Annotated in this window: 16 protein-coding genes; 9 read left to right on the top strand and 7 right to left on the bottom strand. The window is 40.6% G+C overall.

Features of this window, described 5'->3' with window-relative positions:
• Window positions 1-73: 73 nt before the first annotated feature.
• Both PSF67_RS03015 and PSF67_RS03010 read right to left on the bottom strand, forming a co-directional pair.
• Window positions 74-1,498, bottom strand: a complete 1,425-nt coding sequence (locus tag PSF67_RS03015) for a Na+/H+ antiporter NhaC family protein (protein WP_166265525.1) — start codon at window positions 1,496-1,498, stop codon at window positions 74-76.
• A gap of 40 nt (window positions 1,499-1,538) precedes the next feature.
• The gene (locus tag PSF67_RS03010; RefSeq protein ID WP_195697571.1) at window positions 1,539-2,684 is read right to left on the bottom strand and encodes a trans-sulfuration enzyme family protein; all 1,146 of its coding nucleotides are present in this window, start codon (window positions 2,682-2,684) and stop codon (window positions 1,539-1,541) included.
• A 556-nt stretch (window positions 2,685-3,240) separates the two neighbouring features.
• Between PSF67_RS03010 and dbpA the strand changes: the two genes are divergently transcribed.
• Window positions 3,241-4,614 (top strand): ATP-dependent RNA helicase DbpA, encoded by a 1,374-nt coding sequence (gene dbpA, locus PSF67_RS03005; protein WP_272676509.1) that lies wholly within the window; start codon window positions 3,241-3,243, stop codon window positions 4,612-4,614.
• A gap of 56 nt (window positions 4,615-4,670) precedes the next feature.
• On the opposite strand, the gene PSF67_RS03000 is transcribed toward dbpA, so the two are convergent.
• On the bottom strand, window positions 4,671-5,114 hold the full coding sequence (locus tag PSF67_RS03000; RefSeq protein ID WP_102140002.1) for a PACE efflux transporter: 444 nt from the start codon (window positions 5,112-5,114) through the stop codon (window positions 4,671-4,673).
• A 101-nt stretch (window positions 5,115-5,215) separates the two neighbouring features.
• Between PSF67_RS03000 and PSF67_RS02995 the strand changes: the two genes are divergently transcribed.
• From PSF67_RS02995 to cfa, 3 genes are all read left to right on the top strand, one after another.
• Window positions 5,216-6,115 carry a LysR family transcriptional regulator gene (locus PSF67_RS02995; RefSeq protein ID WP_102140003.1) on the top strand — a complete coding sequence of 300 codons (900 nt, stop codon included), beginning with the start codon at window positions 5,216-5,218 and terminating at the stop codon, window positions 6,113-6,115.
• Between the two features lie 32 nt (window positions 6,116-6,147).
• Window positions 6,148-7,440: a cytosine deaminase gene (locus PSF67_RS02990; RefSeq protein ID WP_206275935.1), complete on the top strand. Its 1,293-nt coding sequence runs from the start codon at window positions 6,148-6,150 to the stop codon at window positions 7,438-7,440.
• A 472-nt stretch (window positions 7,441-7,912) separates the two neighbouring features.
• On the top strand, window positions 7,913-9,076 hold the full coding sequence (cfa, locus tag PSF67_RS02985) for a cyclopropane fatty acyl phospholipid synthase (protein WP_195697574.1): 1,164 nt from the start codon (window positions 7,913-7,915) through the stop codon (window positions 9,074-9,076).
• A gap of 51 nt (window positions 9,077-9,127) precedes the next feature.
• Here the strand turns inward: cfa and torS are convergent, their stop codons facing one another.
• Window positions 9,128-11,881 carry a TMAO reductase system sensor histidine kinase/response regulator TorS gene (gene torS, locus PSF67_RS02980; RefSeq protein WP_166265534.1) on the bottom strand — a complete coding sequence of 918 codons (2,754 nt, stop codon included), beginning with the start codon at window positions 11,879-11,881 and terminating at the stop codon, window positions 9,128-9,130.
• Window positions 11,882-11,974: 93 nt separating this feature from the next.
• On the opposite strand from torS, the gene torT reads away from it, so the two are divergent.
• Window positions 11,975-12,997 carry a TMAO reductase system periplasmic protein TorT gene (gene torT, locus PSF67_RS02975; RefSeq protein ID WP_425326961.1) on the top strand — a complete coding sequence of 341 codons (1,023 nt, stop codon included), beginning with the start codon at window positions 11,975-11,977 and terminating at the stop codon, window positions 12,995-12,997.
• On the opposite strand, the gene torR is transcribed toward torT, so the two are convergent.
• A complete protein-coding gene (torR, locus tag PSF67_RS02970; protein ID WP_102140008.1) occupies window positions 12,970-13,671 on the bottom strand; it encodes a two-component system response regulator TorR in 702 nt (233 codons plus the stop codon). The genes torT and torR overlap by 28 nt on opposite strands.
• A gap of 136 nt (window positions 13,672-13,807) precedes the next feature.
• Between torR and torC the strand changes: the two genes are divergently transcribed.
• The 3 genes from torC to torD are packed head-to-tail and all read left to right on the top strand — an operon-like array spanning window position 13,808 to window position 18,133.
• Entirely contained in the window at window positions 13,808-14,986 is a 1,179-nt protein-coding gene (torC, locus tag PSF67_RS02965; RefSeq protein WP_102140009.1) for a pentaheme c-type cytochrome TorC, read from the top strand.
• Window positions 14,976-17,522, top strand: a complete 2,547-nt coding sequence (gene torA, locus PSF67_RS02960; protein WP_272676508.1) for a trimethylamine-N-oxide reductase TorA — start codon at window positions 14,976-14,978, stop codon at window positions 17,520-17,522. Before torC ends, torA begins: the two co-directional genes overlap by 11 nt.
• Window positions 17,519-18,133, top strand: coding sequence for a molecular chaperone TorD (gene torD / locus PSF67_RS02955; RefSeq protein WP_231068057.1), 615 nt, complete (start codon window positions 17,519-17,521; stop codon window positions 18,131-18,133). Before torA ends, torD begins: the two co-directional genes overlap by 4 nt.
• Before the next feature lie 101 nt (window positions 18,134-18,234).
• On the opposite strand, the gene PSF67_RS02950 is transcribed toward torD, so the two are convergent.
• Window positions 18,235-19,149 (bottom strand): Rpn family recombination-promoting nuclease/putative transposase, encoded by a 915-nt coding sequence (locus PSF67_RS02950; RefSeq protein WP_210848557.1) that lies wholly within the window; start codon window positions 19,147-19,149, stop codon window positions 18,235-18,237.
• Window positions 19,150-19,463: 314 nt separating this feature from the next.
• Between PSF67_RS02950 and PSF67_RS02945 the strand changes: the two genes are divergently transcribed.
• The gene (locus tag PSF67_RS02945; RefSeq protein ID WP_102140013.1) at window positions 19,464-20,000 is read left to right on the top strand and encodes a GNAT family N-acetyltransferase; all 537 of its coding nucleotides are present in this window, start codon (window positions 19,464-19,466) and stop codon (window positions 19,998-20,000) included.
• A gap of 48 nt (window positions 20,001-20,048) precedes the next feature.
• Here PSF67_RS02945 and PSF67_RS02940 read toward each other — a convergent pair whose 3' ends face one another.
• Window positions 20,049-20,672 (bottom strand): SDR family oxidoreductase, encoded by a 624-nt coding sequence (locus tag PSF67_RS02940; RefSeq protein WP_272676507.1) that lies wholly within the window; start codon window positions 20,670-20,672, stop codon window positions 20,049-20,051.
• Window positions 20,673-21,108: the final 436 nt, after the last annotated feature.

Here is a 21,108-nt window from a genome sequence, read left to right as displayed (position 1 = left end):
TAGCCCTTGAAGTAAATCTATTTTATTTATGGCGACTGATCGTTGTCTAATATTCGTTGAATTATTCACCTTATTAGTATGTAAAACCTAAATAGAGGTAAACCATCAGCGCAAATGCAGCTGTCACAGTGGCATAAGGCATTTGGGTACGAATGTGCTCAATATGGTCACAATCTGTTGCCATAGACGCCACAATTGCATCACTGGAAATGGGTGATGTCATGTCTCCGTATATTGAACCTGCAATGGCTGCACCAATCATATATTCAACAGGCATTCCAACTGAAAGCCCTAACTGCACACCGATTGGGATCATAATGGCAAATGTTCCCCACGATGTTCCCGTTGCTAATGACATCACCGCACTGATTAAAAAGATAAAACCAATTGAGAAAGCCGGCGAAATAACACCCGAGGTGACTTCTGCGATATAAGCACCGGTATTTAAATCGGAAGAAACGGTTCCCATTAAAAAAGCGAGGATCATCACTGAGCTAATTTTTACCATGCTGGCATAGCCGATATATAATTCTTTAAAGAAAGTCTCAATATTGAGTACTCGACGCGCTAAGAACCATACAAAAGAGACTAAAGTTCCAAACATGACTCCCCAATATACCGATGTTGAACCACTACCTTTACTAAAATCCCCATTACCTGTGATATAAAGCGCAACAGGTACCATTAAGACCGTTGATAAAATTGGGATAAAGAAGTTAAGAGAGGTATGACAATTAGGGTGATCAATAATATCTTCATCATCCTGCTCAGTTTCTTCCGCGGATAACAGCGTTAAAGCCTGCTGCTCTGCACGTAAATCTGCCTTTTTCATTGGCCCCCAAGACACATTGGAGAAAATATAAAATAGCACTGAAGCGAGAGAAAACCACGCCATGATATTAAATACCATGGAGCCGGCTAAAATTTCAAAAGGTTCTCCAGTAATAAGGCCTTTAGATATTTGTACGCCAATAACGCCCATCATTGCCGCTCCCCAACCATTGATCATGGCTGATGAACACACTGATACACAGGAAGTCTGCACAATGTAGGACATTTTTTCTGGCGAAACACCGTATTTTTTCGCTAATGTTTTTGTTGATGCTCCAGCAATTAATTGGTTAATAGAGCTTTCAATAAAAATTAATGATGTAATAATCATCGCCATTAATTGAACAGCTTTTTTATTTTTAATTAACTTTGTTTTATTCGTTAATAATTTAACTAATGATCGCACACCACCAGTAACAACGACTAGCCGCATAATACCGCCAATCATAACCATAAATAGAATTGTTTTAGTATTTCCCGGTGATGCAAATGTATTGATAATACCATCGAGCGTTCCATTTATACCCAATAATATATTGTGATCATATATAACGGTAAAACCAACTAATATCCCCAGTAATAATGACAATATAACTTGTCGTGTAAAAATGGCTAAAAGTATCGTCACCATTGGCGTGACAATGGTCCAAATTCCATAATCATTCATTAGATGCTCTCTTATTATATTTTATTTTGATTTTAATAAATTAAGATAATGCGTTTTCTAAATCATTTAATAAGTCTGTGATATCTTCAATGCCTACAGATAAACGTAACGTAGTATCATAGACATGGATACTTTCTCTTTCTTCTTTTGTCATCGACCCATGTGACATGGTTGCCGAATGGTTTACCATGCTCTCAACACCACCTAGCGATTCCGCTAAAACAAAATATTTAACTTTAGATAAAAATATTTTGGTGTCTTCAATATCCCCTTTCAAATTAATCGTCACAACCGCTCCACCTGTACGCATTTGTTTTTTGCATAATTCATGTTGTGGATGTGAAGCTAACCCCGGGTAATAAACCTGCTCCACCTTCGGGTGAGTTGATAAATATTTCGCGACTTGTGCTGCATTGCTACATTGTGCCGCCATACGTAAAGCCAATGTTTTTAATCCACGTAAAGCAAGGTAGGCGTCAAAAGGAGAGGCAATTGCTCCAAGGGTCGTTTTTAGAAAATCGAGGCGGCTGGTTAAGTCTTCTCTTTGGGTGATCACCGCACCACCAATTAAATCGGAATGGCCACCAATATATTTACTTGCCGATAACATCACTAAATCGGCTCCTAATTCTAATGGTTTTTGGTTCCAAGCTGTTGCAAATGTATTATCAACACAAGTTAAAATATTATGCTCTTTGGCAAGTGAACAAATGACATTGATATCAACTAATTCTAATAATGGATTAGTTGGGCTTTCAATCCAAATTAAGCGTGTGTTATCTTTTATTTTTGTTTTAACTTCATCAAGATTATTCAAATCAACATAGTCTATTTGGTGACCGCTATTAATGGTTGAAACTCGTTCAAATAACCGAAATGTTCCACCATAAACACCTTTCATCGCAATAATATGTGAATCTTTTGGTAATAAATTTAATACTAAACTTGAAGCAGCCACACCGGAAGCCGTTGCTGTTGCATAGCTTCCACCTTCGATTTCAGCTAATAAGGTTTCATATGCATAACGCGTTGGGTTGCTGCAACGTGAATAACAATATTCGCCATGCTCGGTTAAACTTTGTTGAACAAATGTACTGGCCGTTGTAATAGCAGGAAAAATAGCATGATTAACAGTATCTTGCTGCTTCCCACCATGAATTAAAACTGTAGCAATATTCTTAGTCATAATCTAAAACCCAATATAGTAAAATAAAAACGATATCTTTATATTTGTTGCCAAAAGAAATATGCCACAGGGAAATAGAAAATTTTTTCTAAAAACTGATGCCTTTTTCCAAATTAAGAGAAAACTTTTCTATTTGGATGTTAATATTCTTTAAATTCATAACGTTAGTTAATTACCAGCAAATGAGCTAGCCGTCACAATATTATTATTTTGTTTATCCTTCACAATCAACCATATCGCAAGAATCATATAACCCATTAAAATAAAACAATAAATGTTTTGTTTTGGTTAAATGTATCATCACGTAATGTAATTGATTGGTGGCAAAAACCGAGTTGATTTAACATTAATATCTGTAATTACTCTTAATTTCCATCGAGTAATACTATTAAAGAAGAATATGAGAGAAATTTATTCTCCCCCTCTCATTTCAGACATTTAACCCATATCGATGATTGTAGGGTTTAACGTTAATCTTGAATTAAAAACAGACAGAGTAAGGTAGGAATAGTATTATTAGCGCCATTATGTCTTTTATTCTATTTGAGATTGTATTGTGACTTCATTTGCTGACCTAAACGCGCTTTCTGCGGAACAACTCGCTAACTTGCAAGAGTTAGGCTACCTAAACATGACGCAGATCCAAGCGGCCGCTCTTCCCCCTATCCTTGCCGGAAAAGACGTTCGAGCACAAGCTAAAACTGGCAGCGGCAAAACGGCTGCTTTTGGTCTGGGTTTATTACAACATATTGACGCTAAATTATTTAAAACTCAGTCATTAGTTTTATGTCCAACTCGCGAACTGGCAGACCAAGTCGCTAATGAATTACGTCGTTTAGCTCGCGCGATCCCTAATATCAAAATTTTAACGCTCTGTGGTGGTGTGCCATTTAGTGTACAACGCGACTCCCTTGCCCATGCTGCTCATATTATTGTTGCCACCCCGGGACGTTTACTTGATCATTTAAATCGTGAAACAGTACAACTTGATGCATTGCAAACATTAGTTTTAGACGAAGCAGACAGAATGCTCGATATGGGCTTTATGCCAGATATTGAGTCCATCATTGACTACGCACCAATTAATAGACAAACACTATTATTTTCAGCTACTTGGCCAGATGAAATTGCACGAATTAGTCAGCAAATTCAGAATGACCCTCAAACAATTGAAATCAATAGTGTTGATGAACTTCCTGCCGTTGAACAACAATTTTATGAAGTCGCTCGTCACGAAAAAATTGAATTATTACAAAAACTCTTGAGCCGTGAACAGCCAGCTTCTTGTGTCGTTTTTTGTAATACGAAGAAAGATTGCCAAGCCGTTTATGATGCCTTAACCGCAAGCAAGCAAAGTGTCTTAGTGCTTCATGGTGACATGGAACAGCGTGAACGCGACCAAACTCTTGTGCGTTTCGCTAACGGAAGTAGCCGTGTATTAGTGGCTACGGATGTTGCCTCCCGAGGGTTAGATATTAAAGCCCTCGAAATGGTGATTAACTATGAATTATCATGGGATCCTGAAGTGCATGTTCATCGCATCGGCCGAACTGCACGTGCTGGAGAAAGCGGTTTAGCGGTGAGTTTGTGTGCACCAGAAGAAGCCCAGCGAGCCAATGCTCTAGAAGAAATTTTAAATATGAAGCTTAATTGGCAAGCCGAGCCTACAGGTATACGTATCGCTCCGTTAGAAGCAACGATGATGACCTTATGCCTTGATGGTGGTAAAAAAGCCAAAATACGCCCCGGTGATATTCTCGGTGCCTTGACCGGCGAAGTTGGCCTCAATGGTGCCGATATTGGCAAGATTGTGATCCACCCTACCCATGCCTATGTCGCACTCAAACGTGAAGTTGCGGTACAAGCTTGGAAACATTTACAGCAAGGGAAAATCAAAGGAAAATCCGTTAAAGCTAGGCTACTAAAATAACCAATATTTTCTGTGTTTCCTTCCAATATAAAAAGGAAGGAAACACATTAGTCATTCTATAATGCCACGTTATTTTCTTGCGGTAATGCCGATTTCGGTAAACCAAATATTTTGTCGAAAGCCCAATTAAAAAAGAAAGTATAAATTGGGATAAAAATAATTAGGGCAAAATCAAGTATTAATGCTTGTAAAAGACTAATTGACAACCACCATGCAATTAAAGGAATTAAAAAAACCACCAACGTTAATTGAAATAATATGGCGTGTACAAACCGGCGCCTAAAAGTTCTAATGCGTGATTTTTGCTTTGATTCCCAATATTCAAACGCAGTATTAAAAATAAAGTTCCAGCTAACCGCAATCGTTGTTATGACTAAAGCTAATGGACCTGTTGTTTCCGCAGAATTACCAGAAAGAAAAGCTAATGCTAAAGCTGAAATTAACCAACCAATAACCTCATAAGCCGTTACAAAAACAATTTTACGTTTAATCCCCTGCATTTTTCCACCCCCAAAAATATCATTATCAATAAGGTGGTAAAATAAATATAATTCAATGATAATAAAAGTCAGCTTCTATCAGTTTTATTGAAAGGTCAACAATGCCATTTAATAGTGATAACTTAACAGTTTTTCTTACTGTATTAGATAAAGGCTCATTTTCTGCAGCGGCAAGGGCCTTAAAACGCGTACCTTCAGCGGTTAGCATGGCAGTAGCGAATCTAGAGGCTGAACTTGGATTTGAATTATTTGATAGACATACGCGGGAACCTAAACCCACAGAAAAAGCGCTTTCATTAGCGCCCTACGCACGACATATTATTGCCAATTTATCTCAACTCAATACTTTTTCTCTGGAATTATCTCAAGGTGTTGAAAGCACACTGACCATTGGTATTGCGGCTGGTATTAATGCCAATTTACTCTTTGATGCTCTACATATTTTAAGCCAGCGTTACCCTTTACTGCATATTGAGCTGATTACCGCACCTCAAGATGATCTTTTACCGTTACTACATGAACAACAAATTCATCTCGCGATTGTCTTTGGCGGTTTAAATGTTAATTCCCAAGAGCAATTTCATTACATTGGCGAAGAATCAATTATTGCCACCATTTCTGCTAAACATCCCTCTCTACAAAATAAAACTTCACTTTATATCGAAGATCTTGTTGAAAGTCGGCAAATAATTATTGCGAGTCGTCAGCGTGAACTGAGTGATATCCGCATTCTAGTTTCCAGTAATTATTGGAAAGCAGACAGTTTCTCTTTGGCTCTCGGTTTAGTCGAGAATGGTATGGGATGGGGAAATTTTCCTTTATCACTGATTAAAGATAAATTAAACGATGGCTCACTAAAACCCCTTGAGTTTAAAAATACCCCAAATGGCTTTAAGTTGCCTATTCATGCAGTATGTTTGAAAGGGCATGTGCTTAAACGTGGTGCACAAGAATGCATTGAATTACTAAAAAAAGTGACGCTACCCTCAACCCATTCTTAAATCGCCGCCATACTACTGATTCGGAGATAACCGTGCTTAATCAAACTATCAAACATATCCATAATATCCGTTTACCTGAGTGTGATGGGCTGTGGCGTATTGATATCGATAATCAGAAAATCCAAGCTATTCTTCCACAAATTAAAGGCGAAGTATTGCCAGACAGCGTAGACGGTGAAGGTGGTTTAGTAACCGCTCCCTTCGTTGAGCCACATATTCACTTAGATACCACTCAAACCGCTGGGCAACCCAATTGGAACCAGTCTGGAACGCTCTTTGAAGGTATCGAACGTTGGGCTGAGCGCAAAGCGATGCTCACCCACGATGACGTTAAAAGCCGAGCGTGGCAAACCCTTAAATGGCAAATAGCCAATGGTATTCAACATGTTCGCACCCATGTGGATGTGTCAGACCCGACATTAACTGCACTGAAAGCGATGTTAGAGGTAAAACAAGAAATCGCACCTTGGGTTGATGTGCAAATTGTTGCTTTCCCTCAAGAAGGTATCTTGTCTTATCCAAATGGCGAAGCCCTGTTAGAAGAAGCATTACGCCTCGGTGCCGACGTCGTTGGTGCTATTCCACATTTTGAGTTTACCCGTGAGTATGGTGTAGAATCTCTCCATAAAACATTCGCTTTAGCGCAGAAGTATGACCGTTTGATTGATGTCCACTGTGATGAAATCGATGATGAGCAATCCCGTTTCGTTGAAACGGTCGCAGCTTTAGCGCATGCACAAGGCATGGGCTCTCGCGTCACAGCAAGCCATACCACCGCAATGCATTCATACAATGGTGCTTATACATCTCGTTTATTTCGCCTGCTAAAAATGTCTGGGATTAACTTTGTGGCTAATCCGTTAGTGAACATTCACTTACAAGGCCGTTTTGATACTTACCCTAAACGTCGAGGTATCACCCGTGTTAAAGAGATGCTAGCCGCGGAGATTAACGTCTGTTTCGGTCACGACGATGTATTTGACCCATGGTACCCACTAGGTACTGCCAACATGCTGCAAGTCCTGCATATGGGGTTACATGTTTGCCAATTAATGGGTTACCAGCAAATCAATGACGGATTAAAGCTGATCAGTGAATACAGCGCACGTACGTTGAACTTGCAAGATTATGGTGTGAGTGAAGGAAAACGCGCTAGTTTATTGATTTTACCAGCAGAAAATGGCTTCGATGCCGTGCGCCGTCAAGTCCCCGTGCGTTACTCTATTCGAGATGGCCAGGTGATCGCCAATACCCAACCTGCGGTAACCCAAATTCATTTAGAACAAACGGAAACAATCCGTTATGGATATACTCCAAAAATCTAACCATTAATTTTTTATTCCAAAATGGCTCCCTATAATCATCGGTGAGCCATGTATCTTGTAGCTCATCATTAAATTTAAATATGATCAGCCCGAAAACTAATCTTAATCGGATAAAAAGCAACTAATAGCGTATTTTTCACACAAAAGTCATTCCTATATACTAGACTTGATCCAATACTTATTGCAGAGCTTAAAAAGCTTTGGAGTGCAAATAAACGTCTTATAAGAACTCCTTTTTTGGTTATAAGTGCCATTTCTACGTATTAAGTGCAATTTCTATTGAAATTCAATGTGAACGTTTTATATTTTTTAGAGAGTTATCTGAAACTGGATTTGAGCTTTATTTATAGCAACAATAACGCTAATACACTGACTGTCATGCAGTGGTGGTCAATATTCCTGTTTTGCTGTACCGCGAATACGTCACAAATAAAGTTCTCTGAATCCCACTTTGAAAAAAATTGGAGATCAGATGAGTACTGAACACATCGTTAACCAAAAAAACACTATCGACCCTTGGCAACGCATTGCTGCCGAGCTATTAAGTGAAGCTGACATTAAAATTAATGGTTCCCGCCCTTTTGATATTCAAGTTCACAACCCCCTATTCTTTAAACGCGTGCTACAACAAGGTTCAATAGGATTAGGTGAAAGCTATATGGATGGTTGGTGGGATTGCGAGCGCTTAGATATATTTTTCCAATATGTATTACGCCATAGACTCGATAAAAAAATACCTCATAACTTCAGTGATACATTAAAAATTGCTGTTGCACGTGTTCGTAATCTACAAACCTTAAAACGCGCTCGTATTGTTGGAGAAGAACATTATGACCTCGGGAATGACTTATTTTCCTTGATGCTCGACCCTTATATGCAATATTCCTGTGGCTACTGGAAAGGCCTAGAAACGGTTCCTGAAAACCTTCATCTCGCACAAGAACAAAAATTAAATTTAATTTGCGAAAAACTACAATTAAAACCGGGGATGCGATTACTTGATATTGGCTGTGGCTGGGGGGGACTTGCCGCCTATGCGGCAAAAAACTTTGGCGTTTCTGTCACCGGTGTCACTATCTCCGCGGAGCAACAAAAATATGCTCAAGCGCGCTGTGCAGGCTTAGATGTCAATATTAAATTAGAAGATTATCGAGGTCTCAATGACCAATTTGACCGTATTGTCTCTGTCGGCATGTTTGAGCATGTCGGCCCGAAAAACTATGCGGCTTACTTTGATGTTATTCAGCGCAATTTAAAAACTCATGGCCTGTTTTTACTTCACACCATTGGCTCTAACCAAAGTAAAGTGAATGTCGACCCGTGGATCAATAAGTATATTTTTCCAAACGGCTGCCTACCTTCTGTGCAAAATATTGGTGAAACCAGTGAAGGTAAATTAGTGATGGAGGATTGGCATAATTTTGGTGCTGATTATGACCATACACTCATGGCATGGTACTCCCGTTTCCAAGCCGCTTGGCCTGAACTCGAATTTAATTATACACCTCGTTTCAAACGCATGTTTTCCTATTATCTAAATGCTTGTGCAGGTGCATTTAGAGCTCGAGACATTCAGTTATGGCAAATACTTTGGAGCCCACAAGGTGTGAATGGAGGCCTACGGGTTGCTCGCTAAGCTTCTATCTTGAACATATACCTTCGTTAATCTTACGGGCTAGTTAAAGAATCAATGTGTTTCATTCAACCATTGCTCAATAGCCTGTAAGCCTTGCTGCACATTATCTTTCAATTGAGTATCCGCCATTGGCTGCTGCTCTAATAACTCACAAGTTTTTACTGCACTTTGCATTCCTAAACTGGCACAACTGCTTTTTAACTGGTGAGCAAGGCGCTTGACTTGTTCTGTGTTATTTTCTGCTCGCGCAATGTCAATTTGGTCAATCAAAGGCAAGGAATGCTGTTTAAAAATACTCACCCATTCGCGAATTTTCGGAAGTCCCATTAGTTCGGCATCACTAATAAGCTGTTGTAAATCTATAAATTTCTCCTGAATACTAGGAGCAGGCAATGTATATTCACCGCCTGAAATATATTTAACGATTAACTTGTTTAACGTATCTCTTGGTACCGGTTTTTGAATAATTCCACGAAAAACTTGGCTGGTCCGTTGGCGTAAAGTTTCATCAATCACATGAGCACTAAAACCAATCAAAATCAATTGGGGATAGGTTTTCGCTAATTGTTTAGCTAAGGTGATACCATCGATATCAGGTAAACCGAAATCCACCAATGCCGCGGTAAATTGTTGCCCAGTTTGTAGGGCTGCTAGCGCCTCAGCTGCAGACCCAACAATAGTGACCTGTGCCCCGCTGCGGGTTAACATTTCCCCACTAATTTTCTGAGTCAATGGGTTGTCTTCTATGAGTAATAAATGCACGCCCAACATGTCTAATGGCAGATCAGCCGATTTACTTACGGGATGCGAGGCGATACATAACGGCAGTGTTAAACGAAAACAGCTCCCGCTCCCTAATTGGCTACTAACCGTTAATTCACCGCCCATCGCTTGCGCTAAACTTGCACTAATTGTCAGTCCAAGCCCCGTTCCACCCCGCTGGCTATCTACTTGCACAAATGGCTTAAAAATATCCGTAAATCGCGAGCTATCAATGCCGCACCCTGTGTCTTCCACTTCAATAAACCAATATTTGCCATAACGGCAACTGCGTAACGTAATTTGCCCCTGTTGAGTAAAGCGCAATGCATTACTGAGTAAATTCGTGATAATTTGTCGGATCCGTAGCGGGTCCCCTTGTAAAGCAATCGGCAAATCATCCGCAACATCTGCAACTAACTGAATAGCAGGGTTTTTATTACTCGCATTCATTAAATACAAAGTACTTTCTAATAACGGCTTGGGTTCGAAAGGCTCATCATTGATAGACACGTTATGTCCTCCGGCTTCAATTGCGGAGTAGTCCAAAATGTCATTTAAAATGGCTAATAAAGATTCACCTGAGTCAGTAATTGCATATAAATCATCATGATACTGATTAAGTGCTTTATTTTCTAATAACAGTTGCGCTGTCCCCAAAATCCCATAAAGAGGAGTACGGATTTCATGGCTCATTGCCGCCAAAAATGCCGATTTCGCCTGATTGGCTTGTTCCGCTTCAGAACGAGCTTTTCGGTGCTCAACGACCATCACACGCAGTTCTGCCGTCCTCGCTTTGACTTCATCTGCTAGCTGTTCACGCTGATTATTTAAGGCATGAACACTTTCACGAAATGCATCCATTAAACGGCCAATAGTATCAAGCTCTTTCACTCCTGCGGTTTCAGGAAATGCGGAGTCAATATCGCCCTCTAACAACCGTTGAAGTGCTTGAGTCTGCTGCGCCAACGGTTTTGTCACTAAGCGATAAACCACTCGCCAAAGGATCAAAACCAATGAGAGTAGAGAGACAATACTCAATGCTAACAACCAATTCTGCCCCCGCTCACTGGCTTGCTTTAGTTGCCCCAATGCGGTTTGGTTACGCAGCTCAATGATGTTAACTAATTGCGCTACTTCACTACTAAAACGTGCAAATTGGTCAATATTATTTTGTGATAAAATCTGTAAACGTGTTGTGATGTCGTTATCTTGCCGGTACAACGCAATTAACTCTGTATAGCGCTTCACGCTATTTAACGCGTTTTCTACTTGGCCTCGCACTGCGGGGTCTTCAATATATTTTTGCCGACGTTGTAAGATTTTAACTGCAGAATTCAACTGTTTTTCTAATTCAGCCATATTACGGTGGGGCTGGTTTGAACCTAAATTAAGTACCATTTGCTGTACACGCATCGCGCTTAATCGAAGTTCATTCATTTGGCTAGCATATTCAAGGTCAATATCAATTAGTTGATCAAGGGCTTGTTGGGCTTGTTCCCCTTGATTCCTTTCGATAAGGTCATAAATACTGACCTGAGTTGCTCCCGCTGAAGTGGCAGCATTGTTTGCCTGACCATGTGCCATTTGGGCGATATCACCTGCCGCTGCAATTATATGCTGCCTTAATTGTTGTTGCTCTGCGCGCAGTTTTAAACGCTGCCCGACTAACTCACCCTGCTGGCTTAATGATTGAGCAATTTCTTTTTCTTGCTGTTCAATATCTTGTGTATTAAAACCTTGTTCTCGTAATGTTTTCAGTATATTCGTGATTTTCAGGCTTTGTGCTGTTAACATCCGCCCTTGTGCTAACCAAATACTTTCACTATCCGCATTTGTGAGATTTTGTGCAGAAAATAATTCCCAAGCACTTGCTTCGCTCAGTTGCCTTGCCATATTCATGGTTGGGATCAGAGCCTCGGTATTGGCCTGTTCAACTTGGCTAACAAAACGTAAGTTGTACCACCCTACAAGGGTGCTGATAAAGGTCAATGCGGCCATCAGCGCAAAGCCCATCCACAATCGTCTAGTTAGTGATAAATTCACGGTTTGGTTAGCCTAAAAATTAAAATGATTGAGTTAGCAGTAAGAAAGCATTTAGGATAACGGTTTCTGGTTTGTGAGGCTATCATGCGTGTATTGATTTTACTCCTGTTCATATTTCACTCGTTGTTGAGCCTAGCAATGGCACAGAATAGTTCACTCATTCAGTGGCGTGATAACCTACATTTTAATCACCAAGCACATGATCCCGTAACCGCCACAAAAACCTGGAAGTTGTGCGCGCTTTACCCTAGTTTAAAAGATTCTTATTGGTTATCAATTAATTATGGTATGCAAAAAGCGGCAAAACACTATGGCGTTGACTTAAACGTACTAGAAGCCGGTGGATATAACCAACTAGCAACCCAACAAAAGCAAATCACGCAATGCCAACAATGGGGAGCAGATGCTATCTTACTGGGAAGTAGCACCACAACTTTTCCAAACCTTAGCCAACTCGTGGGAAATACGCCTGTCATAGAAGTCATCAATGCCACCCACGATAACACAATAAAAACCCGTGTTGGTGTACCTTGGTTCCAAATGGGCTATCAGCCGGGGCGCTATTTAGTGCAATGGAGCCAAAGCAAGCCATTGAAAGTTTTACTCATGCCAGGGCCATTAAATGCCGGTGGCAGCCATGAAATGGAACAAGGATTCCGAGAAGCTATTGCAGGTAGCCAAGTACAAATTGTGGACGTCGCACAAGGGGATAACGACCTTGAGGTGCAACGCAATTTGTTGCATGAAATGTTAGAGCGTAACCCTGATATTAATGTTGTCGTTGGCACAGCGATTGCCGCTGAGGCCGCAATGGGTGAAGGCCGTAACTTAACGAAACCACTTAATATTGTTTCTTTTTACTTGTCTCATCAAGTCTACCGAGGCTTAAAAAGAGGCCGAATAATTATGGCCGCCAGCGACCAGATGGTTTGGCAAGGTGAGCTAGTGATTGAACAAGCCATCAAAGTACTACAAGAGCAGCCGGTTCCAAACAATATCAGCCCGCCGATTTTAGTGCTTACTCAACAAAATGCCGATAGTGAACACTTACGCAATTCATTATCCCCTGGAGGCTTTAGGCCCGTATATCAATATACATCGGCAGCTAAAAAATAGCCTTCACCGTGCTGAGTTACTAATAAATCAGCATTGATTTTATGGCGTAAACGACGAATAAGTACATCCACGGTGCGTAAATCAGGGTGATCGACTCGTCGGGCAGATAACATACGTAACAGACGTTCTCGGGTTAAAATCTCCCGCGGGTTAGTCACAAACGCCACAAGTATTTCATATTCTGCCCGTGTGAGTTTGATAACCTGATTTTCAAATTGGAGTGTATGCATTGAGACATTTAGGCAATAGCCCGCAAACTGATAGCAATTATCTTGAGAAACAACTTGGGTTTGCGAAGGCTTAGCAAGGTCAATGCGCCAAAGTAAATTTTTAACGCGAACGACTAACTCCCTCAATTCCAAAGGTTTAGTAACGTAATCATCTGCTCCCATTTCTAACCCCACAATACGGTCAATTTGGTCACAGCGGCCGGTGACTAAAATAATCCCCACCGTGAAACGCTCACGTATTGCTCTTGTTAACATTAACCCGTTTTCATCCGGTAAATTAATATCTAACAGAATCAAATCAACGGCCTGCTGATCCATAATTTCACGTAGACCCGCACCATTCCCCGTCACAGAAACACGATATCCTTCTTGCTCAAAATAAGCCTGTAAGCGAGCCTGAGTAACGGGTTCATCTTCAACAACCACAATATGATGTGATGTCATTGATACACTCTCTTCTGTTCATATCTGTTCATATTTGCTCATATCTTGCCGTAAGCTGTTCATTCTGGCTAGTACCGCTATTCATATTAACTCAATAAGATCGCCTGTATTAAACCATATAATTACAGGGGCTATTATGCGGAAACTCTGGAGAGCGTTGCGAAAACCAAGTGCTCGTTGGTCAATGCTAACGTTAATCGTTGTCGGGATTGCAGTGGGTGTTGCGTTAATCGTTGTCCCCCATGTTGGGATGAAAGTGACTAGCACCACTGAGTTTTGTGTCAGTTGCCATAGCATGGAACCCGTTTACGAAGAATATAAACAATCTGTACATTTCCAAAATGCATCTGGCGTACGCGCAGAATGCCATGACTGCCATATTCCCTCCGACCTTCCAGGCATGATTAAACGGAAACTCGAAGCAAGCAATGATATTTATCAAACATTTATTGCTCACTCGATAGATACCCCAGAAAAATTTGAAGCCAAACGTGCCGAACTTGCGGAACGCGAGTGGGCTCGCATGAAAGAGAATAATTCAGCCACTTGCCGCTCTTGCCATGATTATGACTCGATGGATCACGCAAAACAAAACCCAGAAGCGGCTCGCCAAATGCAAATTGCTGCGAAAGAAAATCAATCCTGTATTGATTGCCATAAAGGGATTGCCCATCAACTACCCGATATGAGTAGTGGCTTTCGTAAACAATTTGATGAGTTAAGAGCGAAAGCAAACAGTGATGCTGACATTCTTTATTCACTTGATATTAAACCTCTTTATGCCAATAAAGGGGATAAAGACCCCGCAGGCTCGTTACTTCCTGCCTCAGAGGTGAAAGTTCTAAAACGTGATGGCGATTGGCTACAAGTTGAAATAACAGGGTGGACAGAAACCGATGGTCGCCAACGCGTTCTATCTGAGTTTCCGGGTAAGCGAATTTTCGTCGCTTCGATACGCGGTGATGTTCAAGAAAATGTGAAAAATTTAGAAAGCACCGTTGTCGCTGCAACAGATACGTCATGGAGCAAACTGCAAGCAACTGCATGGATGCAACAAGGCGATATGGTCAATGATATCAAACCGATATGGGCTTATGCAGATTCTTTATATAACGGTTCATGTAATCAATGCCATGGTGCGCCAGATATCGCTCACTTTGATGCTAACGGTTGGATAGGCACATTAAACGGTATGATTGGCTTTACCAGTTTAGATAAGCGAGAAGAGCGTACCTTACTGAAATACTTACAAATGAATGCATCTGATACCGCAGGATCTTCACACGGTGATAACGGAGTACAGAATGAAAAATAATCCGACTTTTCAAGCTTCTCGTCGACGCTTTTTGTTCCAGCTTGGCGGGCTCACTGTGGCAGGTATGTTAGGCCCTTCCCTATTAACACCGCGTAAGGCTAGCGCTGCTACAGTTGGCGAACAAGCTGCGGTAGTTCAAGAAGGCATTCTGACTGGGTCACACTGGGGTGCAATTCGCGCCACTGTAGTTGATGGCCGTTTTATCGAAGCAAAACCTTTTGAACACGATAAATTCCCATCAAAAATGATTGCAGGATTGCCTGACCATGTACATGGCACCGCTCGTATCCGTTATCCAATGGTTCGTGTTGATTGGCTACGTAAACGCCATTTAAGTGATACTTCTCAACGGGGTGATAACCGTTTCGTACGTGTTTCTTGGGATGAAGCCCTTGATTTGTTCTATCAAGAACTAGAACGTATTCAAACAACTTATGGGCCAAGTGGGCTGCTCACGGCAAATGGTTGGCAATCAACCGGGATGCTCCACAATGCTTCAGGCATGTTAGCCCGCGCCATTGCCCTGCATGGCAATAGTGTTAGTACTGGCGGAGACTACTCAACGGGGGCTGCACAAGTCATTTTACCTCGAGTCGTTGGGTCGATGGAGGTTTATGAACAACAAACCTCTTGGCCGCTAGTCCTCAAAAATAGTAAAACCATCGTATTATGGGGCTCTGACCTGATTAAAAACCAACAAGCTAACTGGTGGTGTCCTGATCATGACGTTTATGAATATTATGAACAACTCAAAGAGAAAGCGGCTAATGGCGAGATAAAAGTCATCAGTATTGACCCTATAATCACCTCAACTCATGATTACCTTGGACGTGCAAATGTTCAACATATCGCTATTAACCCCCAAGCGGATGTACCACTGCAATTAGCCATCGCCCACACGCTTTACAGTGAAGGTTTGCATGATAAAACCTTCTTAAAAGAATACTGTGTCGGTTTCGAGCAATTTGTTCCCTACTTAATGGGAAAAACGGATGGACAACCCAAAGATGCACAATGGGCAGCTGAAATTTGCGGTATTGATACCGACACAATCCGAGCTTTAGCTCGCCAAATGGCAGCAGATAGAACCCAAATCATTGCAGGTTGGTGCGTTCAACGTATGCAACATGGTGAACAATGGTCGTGGATGATTGTTGTTTTAGCTGCGATGTTAGGTCAAATTGGCTTACCGGGTGGAGGATTTGGCTTCGGCTGGCATTATAATGGCGCGGGAACACCAAGCCGTCAGGGGATTATTTTAAGTGGTTTTTCCGGCTCAACTAAAGTGCCACCCATTCATGATAACAATGACTACAAAGGCTACAGCAGCACCATTCCTATTGCTCGTTTTATCGATGCGATTTTAGAGCCAGGAAAAACAATCAATTGGAACGGTAAAGCAGTTAAATTGCCACCACTAAAAATGTGCGTATTTGCTGGAACCAACCCATTCCACCGCCACCAACAAATTAACCGTATTATTGAAGGTTGGCGCAAGCTTGAAACGGTTGTTTCTATTGATAATCAATGGACATCCACCTGTCGCTTTGCCGATATCGTATTACCGGCAACCACACAATTTGAACGTAATGACCTTGACCAATACGGTAACCACTCAAATCGTGGCATTATTGCGATGAAACAGCTCGTTGAACCGCAGTTTGAATCACGTAATGACTTCGACATTTTACGCGATCTATGTCGTCGTTTTGGCCGTGAAGAAGCCTTTACTGAAGGTTTAGACGAAATGGGCTGGCTAAAACGCATTTGGCAAGAAGGCAGCCAGCAAGGAAAAGGCCGTGGTATTCATTTACCATCCTTCGATACGTTCTGGGAAAAAGAAGGCTATGTGGAATTTGAACATCCACAAATGTTTGTTCGTCATCAAGCGTTTAGGGAAGATCCCGACTTAGAACCTTTAGGGACACCGAGTGGTTTAATTGAGATTTATTCGAAAACCATTGCCGACATGCAATATGATGATTGCCAAGGTCACCCAATGTGGTTCGAAAAAGCGGAACGCTCCCACGGTGGCCCTGGTTCAAAAAAATGGCCATTACATTTGCAATCTGCTCACCCCGATTTTCGCTTACATTCACAATTGTGCGAATCTCCTGTATTACGCCAATATTATTCCGTTAGTGGCAAAGAGCCTATCTTTATTAGCCCTAAAGATGCAAAAGCCAGAGGTATACAAAATGGTGATATCGTTCGTGTTTTCAACGACCGAGGGCAAGTGTTAGCCGGAGCCGTGGTTTCGGACCTATATACAGAAGGCGTTGCTCGTATCCATGAAGGAGCTTGGTATGACCCGACTAAGGGTGGAGAAATTAATGCTCTGTGTAAATACGGAAACCCAAACGTATTGACATTGGATATAGGAACCTCTCAACTCGCTCAAGCCACCAGCGCACATACGACGATCGTGGAGATAGAAAAATACACAGGGCAAGTGGATAACGTCAGTGCATTCGATGGGCCAATTGAAATGGTGGCTCAATGTGAATATGTTCCTGCATCACAGGTGAATAGATGACCAAAAAAATCACTTTATCGTCAGAACAAATAGCCTGTGTTTATGCATGGTTAGCACAATTATTCTCACGTGAATTAGATAGTGCAACGATAGCGCAACTTCAATCTAGCGAAATGATGGATTGGTTTACAACTATCGAACAGGAACCCGTTTTAATTTCGTCAATTCAAGAGGTTAAAACAAAAATCCAAGCGCTAATGATGCGAAATGATGCTCAGCTCGAATTAGCCGCAGATTTTTGCAGTTTATTCTTAATGTCAGATAAGCAATCCGCCTTACCTTACGCCTCAGTTTATCCAAACAGTGAGCATGGTAATGAACAGATTAAGTACCTATTAGCCGAGGCAGGAATGGAAACCAGTAAGGCATTTAACGAGCCTTCTGACCATATTTCAATTTTTTTGGAGCTATTAAGCCACTTACATTTTTCATTAAATGAAGCCCATTTGGCGCAAGAAAAAGTGGAACAATTACGCCTAAAAACGTTGTCACTTTTACTGCAATGGCTACCGATATTTAGCCAAAATTGCCAACGATATGATGAATTTGGTTTTTATGCTGCTTTGAGTCAGCTGTTGTTAGCGCTAGTTCAATGGGATAAGCAAACCTAATAGATGCCATTTAAATAATTTATATATTATTCAACTATTATTAAAAACAAAGGGATATTAATAAATAATATCCCTTTTAAATCTTAGTCATAACACCTGAGTTACTGTAAAGAAATAAGTTTTTCACGGCTCAGCCCAGTGCTTTTCATTATTATCTCAATATTAACTCCTTGCTCCAAAAGATTCCGTGCAGTTGTTATATTTGCCTCTTCTTGGCCTTTTTGAAATCCTTCTTGCAGTCCTTCTTGCCGTCCTTTATCTTGCAATCGTTGCGCAATATTCATGATTGTCTCCTTATGCTTTTCTGTCTGTTCCCCTAAAACTTGAATAACTTGTTCAAAATTATGCGAGTCTAAAGCAATAAACAGATAATTGAGGATAGTTATGATGTCATTATCACTATTATAATGTTTATTGAGTGCCTTCGCCAAGAGAGGGAGTACCTGTTGGAATTCATCCCGAAGATATTTATGTTTCATTGCTAATTCCATTACCGCAATTTTTCGATGATTAACGAGTTCATTATCATCAATAACGGTAATATCTACGAGTGGAAATGGTTGTGTGTATAACTCATGTGCAATCCCTGGTAATGGAAAACAATCCGTCCAAAGTTGTGTATATGGATAAGGCGAACGCGCCCCATGGTAAAATAATATCGGTACAACAATGGGTAATGTTGTTTTTCCTTGCTGAATATGCTGATTCATCGCTAAAAACGCATAATGCATTAAACGCCACGCCATGAGTTTATCGGGAGTTGATTGATGTTCAACTAAAAGATAAATATACCCTTCCCCTTGAGAGGTTTGTACTGAATACAATACATCCGATAACCGCGAGCGAAGTTGTTTATCAATAAACGAGGAATTCGTCAGCGATAACGTATTGAAATCACATAATGATTTTATATATTCCGGTAAATGAATTTCAAAGAAGTCTCGCGCATTTTCAATGTTTGCCATAAATCCTTTAAAAGCCGCATCATGTATCGTTGATGTCGTTTTTTTCTTCATTCAATAATCCTTATTGAAAAGAGCAACGACCACACAATAAAGCAAAATACCTAGATTGTCTGTTCAGTATAACGACATGATAAAATTCGAAATTTTGGAGTGAAATAATATTTATAATGTCAATATTATATTAATAAAAATAACGTTTGAGTAATACCACAAAGTATATCGATGGCTTTATTAAAAAGCACTAAAATAGTTTTTAACACTAGCACATTAAAATCACCACAACCTATTTTGAACAGCGATATACTACTCTACAAGCTTAACCATTTTTCCATTTTCTCCTCTTTGCAATTATTCCACGGTGCTAAATGACAATAGAATATAAACACAAACACACGTCTCAACTTTCAACAGAAAATAGAGAGGCATTGTATTCCGTGCTATATCAAAGCTTTGAGCAAGATTTTACCCATGATGATTTCGAACATGCTTTAGGGGGAATGCATGTTTTAGCCTATGACCATCAACAGATTGTTGGTCATGTTGCTATTATTCAACGCCATATGGCAATCGGTAACATGCCAATAACGGTTGGCTATGTTGAAGCGATGGCTGTACTAGAAAACTACCGTCGCCAAGGGATCGGTAAACAACTCATGCAGGCTACCAACCAAATTATTGCCAGTTGCTATCAGCTAGGCCTCCTTTCTGCATCAGATGAAGGCTTTCATGTATATCAATCTGTCGGTTGGCAGGTTTGGAATGGACCGTTGTATGAGCTCAACCAAGGCCATTATATCCACTCTGTGGATGAAGAAGGTGGTGTTATGGGGTGGTCAAAAAACAATTTAATTGATTTTTCACAGCCCCTATATTGTGACTTTCGCAGTGGAGACCAATGGTAGCCTATATGTGATAAAAGCCAGATAGGCTAAAAAACAACATTAGTTTTATTAAGCGGGTGTCAGGCCGGGTTGTACCACGCTATAAATTTGTTTTTTCAATTCTTCTTGCTTAGCCAATTGGTAAACTTGTGAAGCAACATCTGCGCGCATCACTAAACCATGAACTTCAACCTCTTGTTGAAGAACTGCTTTTCCCGTTGGCTCACCATGTAATAACCCACCAGGGCGAACAATCACATAATCTAACGAACTAGTTTGTAGCCATGACTCCGCAAGGGATTTTTCTCTCACTGCCTGGCCAAACGCAGCACGTGACCGAGCAGACAAATAAGGCCATGAGTCTCCACAACCTAGTGACGTGACTAGCACCATACGAGATATACCTGCTTGCTCGGCACAATCAATCACCGTGCGGTGAGCTAAGTAATCTTGCGTGCCTCCCATGGTTGAAATAACCGTAGCAGTTGTTCCTGCGGAATGACAAGCTGCCTTAACCACCTCACTATCACAAGCATCGCCAATTAACACTTGTACCCCTAAAGCCTCTAAACCTGATGCGGATTGCCTATTACGTACAACTGCGATGATTGGGCGTTTCTCTGCTATTGCCAACTGAGCAATCTGATGACCAACACCTTTTCCACCCGCGCCAAAAATTAACCATGGAGCCATTTTTTTCTCCCTTTGTTTTGAGTGATACATCAATCTATTTGTGATTTAAAGATCTAAAATTACCACAATATAGATGATAATGCGCATTATTTGCATTTATTATTTGAATCTATTTAAGCCGCGAATAGCTATCATCAACGATGGAAAAGTAAACAACACTAACTTTAATGTTTTTTATGTAATTCATTTAATCAAACTCATTAAAATGTGACTAGTTTAACTTTTTCGTAAAAAAACACTTATCATAAAAAATGATAAACCAACAAATTAATTACAAAAATAAATCGTAATATCAACAACTAACAACAAACAAAATACCAGTATCCCATTGATACCCATAATTATTTTAATGTTAATGCGAAGAATTATCATTTGCATTTATATTATTATTTGATTTAATAGCTACCGTCATATATATGCGAAATAATAATTTCTT

Source organism: Providencia sp. PROV076, assembly GCF_028483405.1.
Taxonomy (GTDB): domain Bacteria; phylum Pseudomonadota; class Gammaproteobacteria; order Enterobacterales; family Enterobacteriaceae; genus Providencia; species Providencia huaxiensis.
Note: the sequence above shows the minus strand (reverse complement) of the source record. Positions and strands in the feature narration are given on the sequence as shown.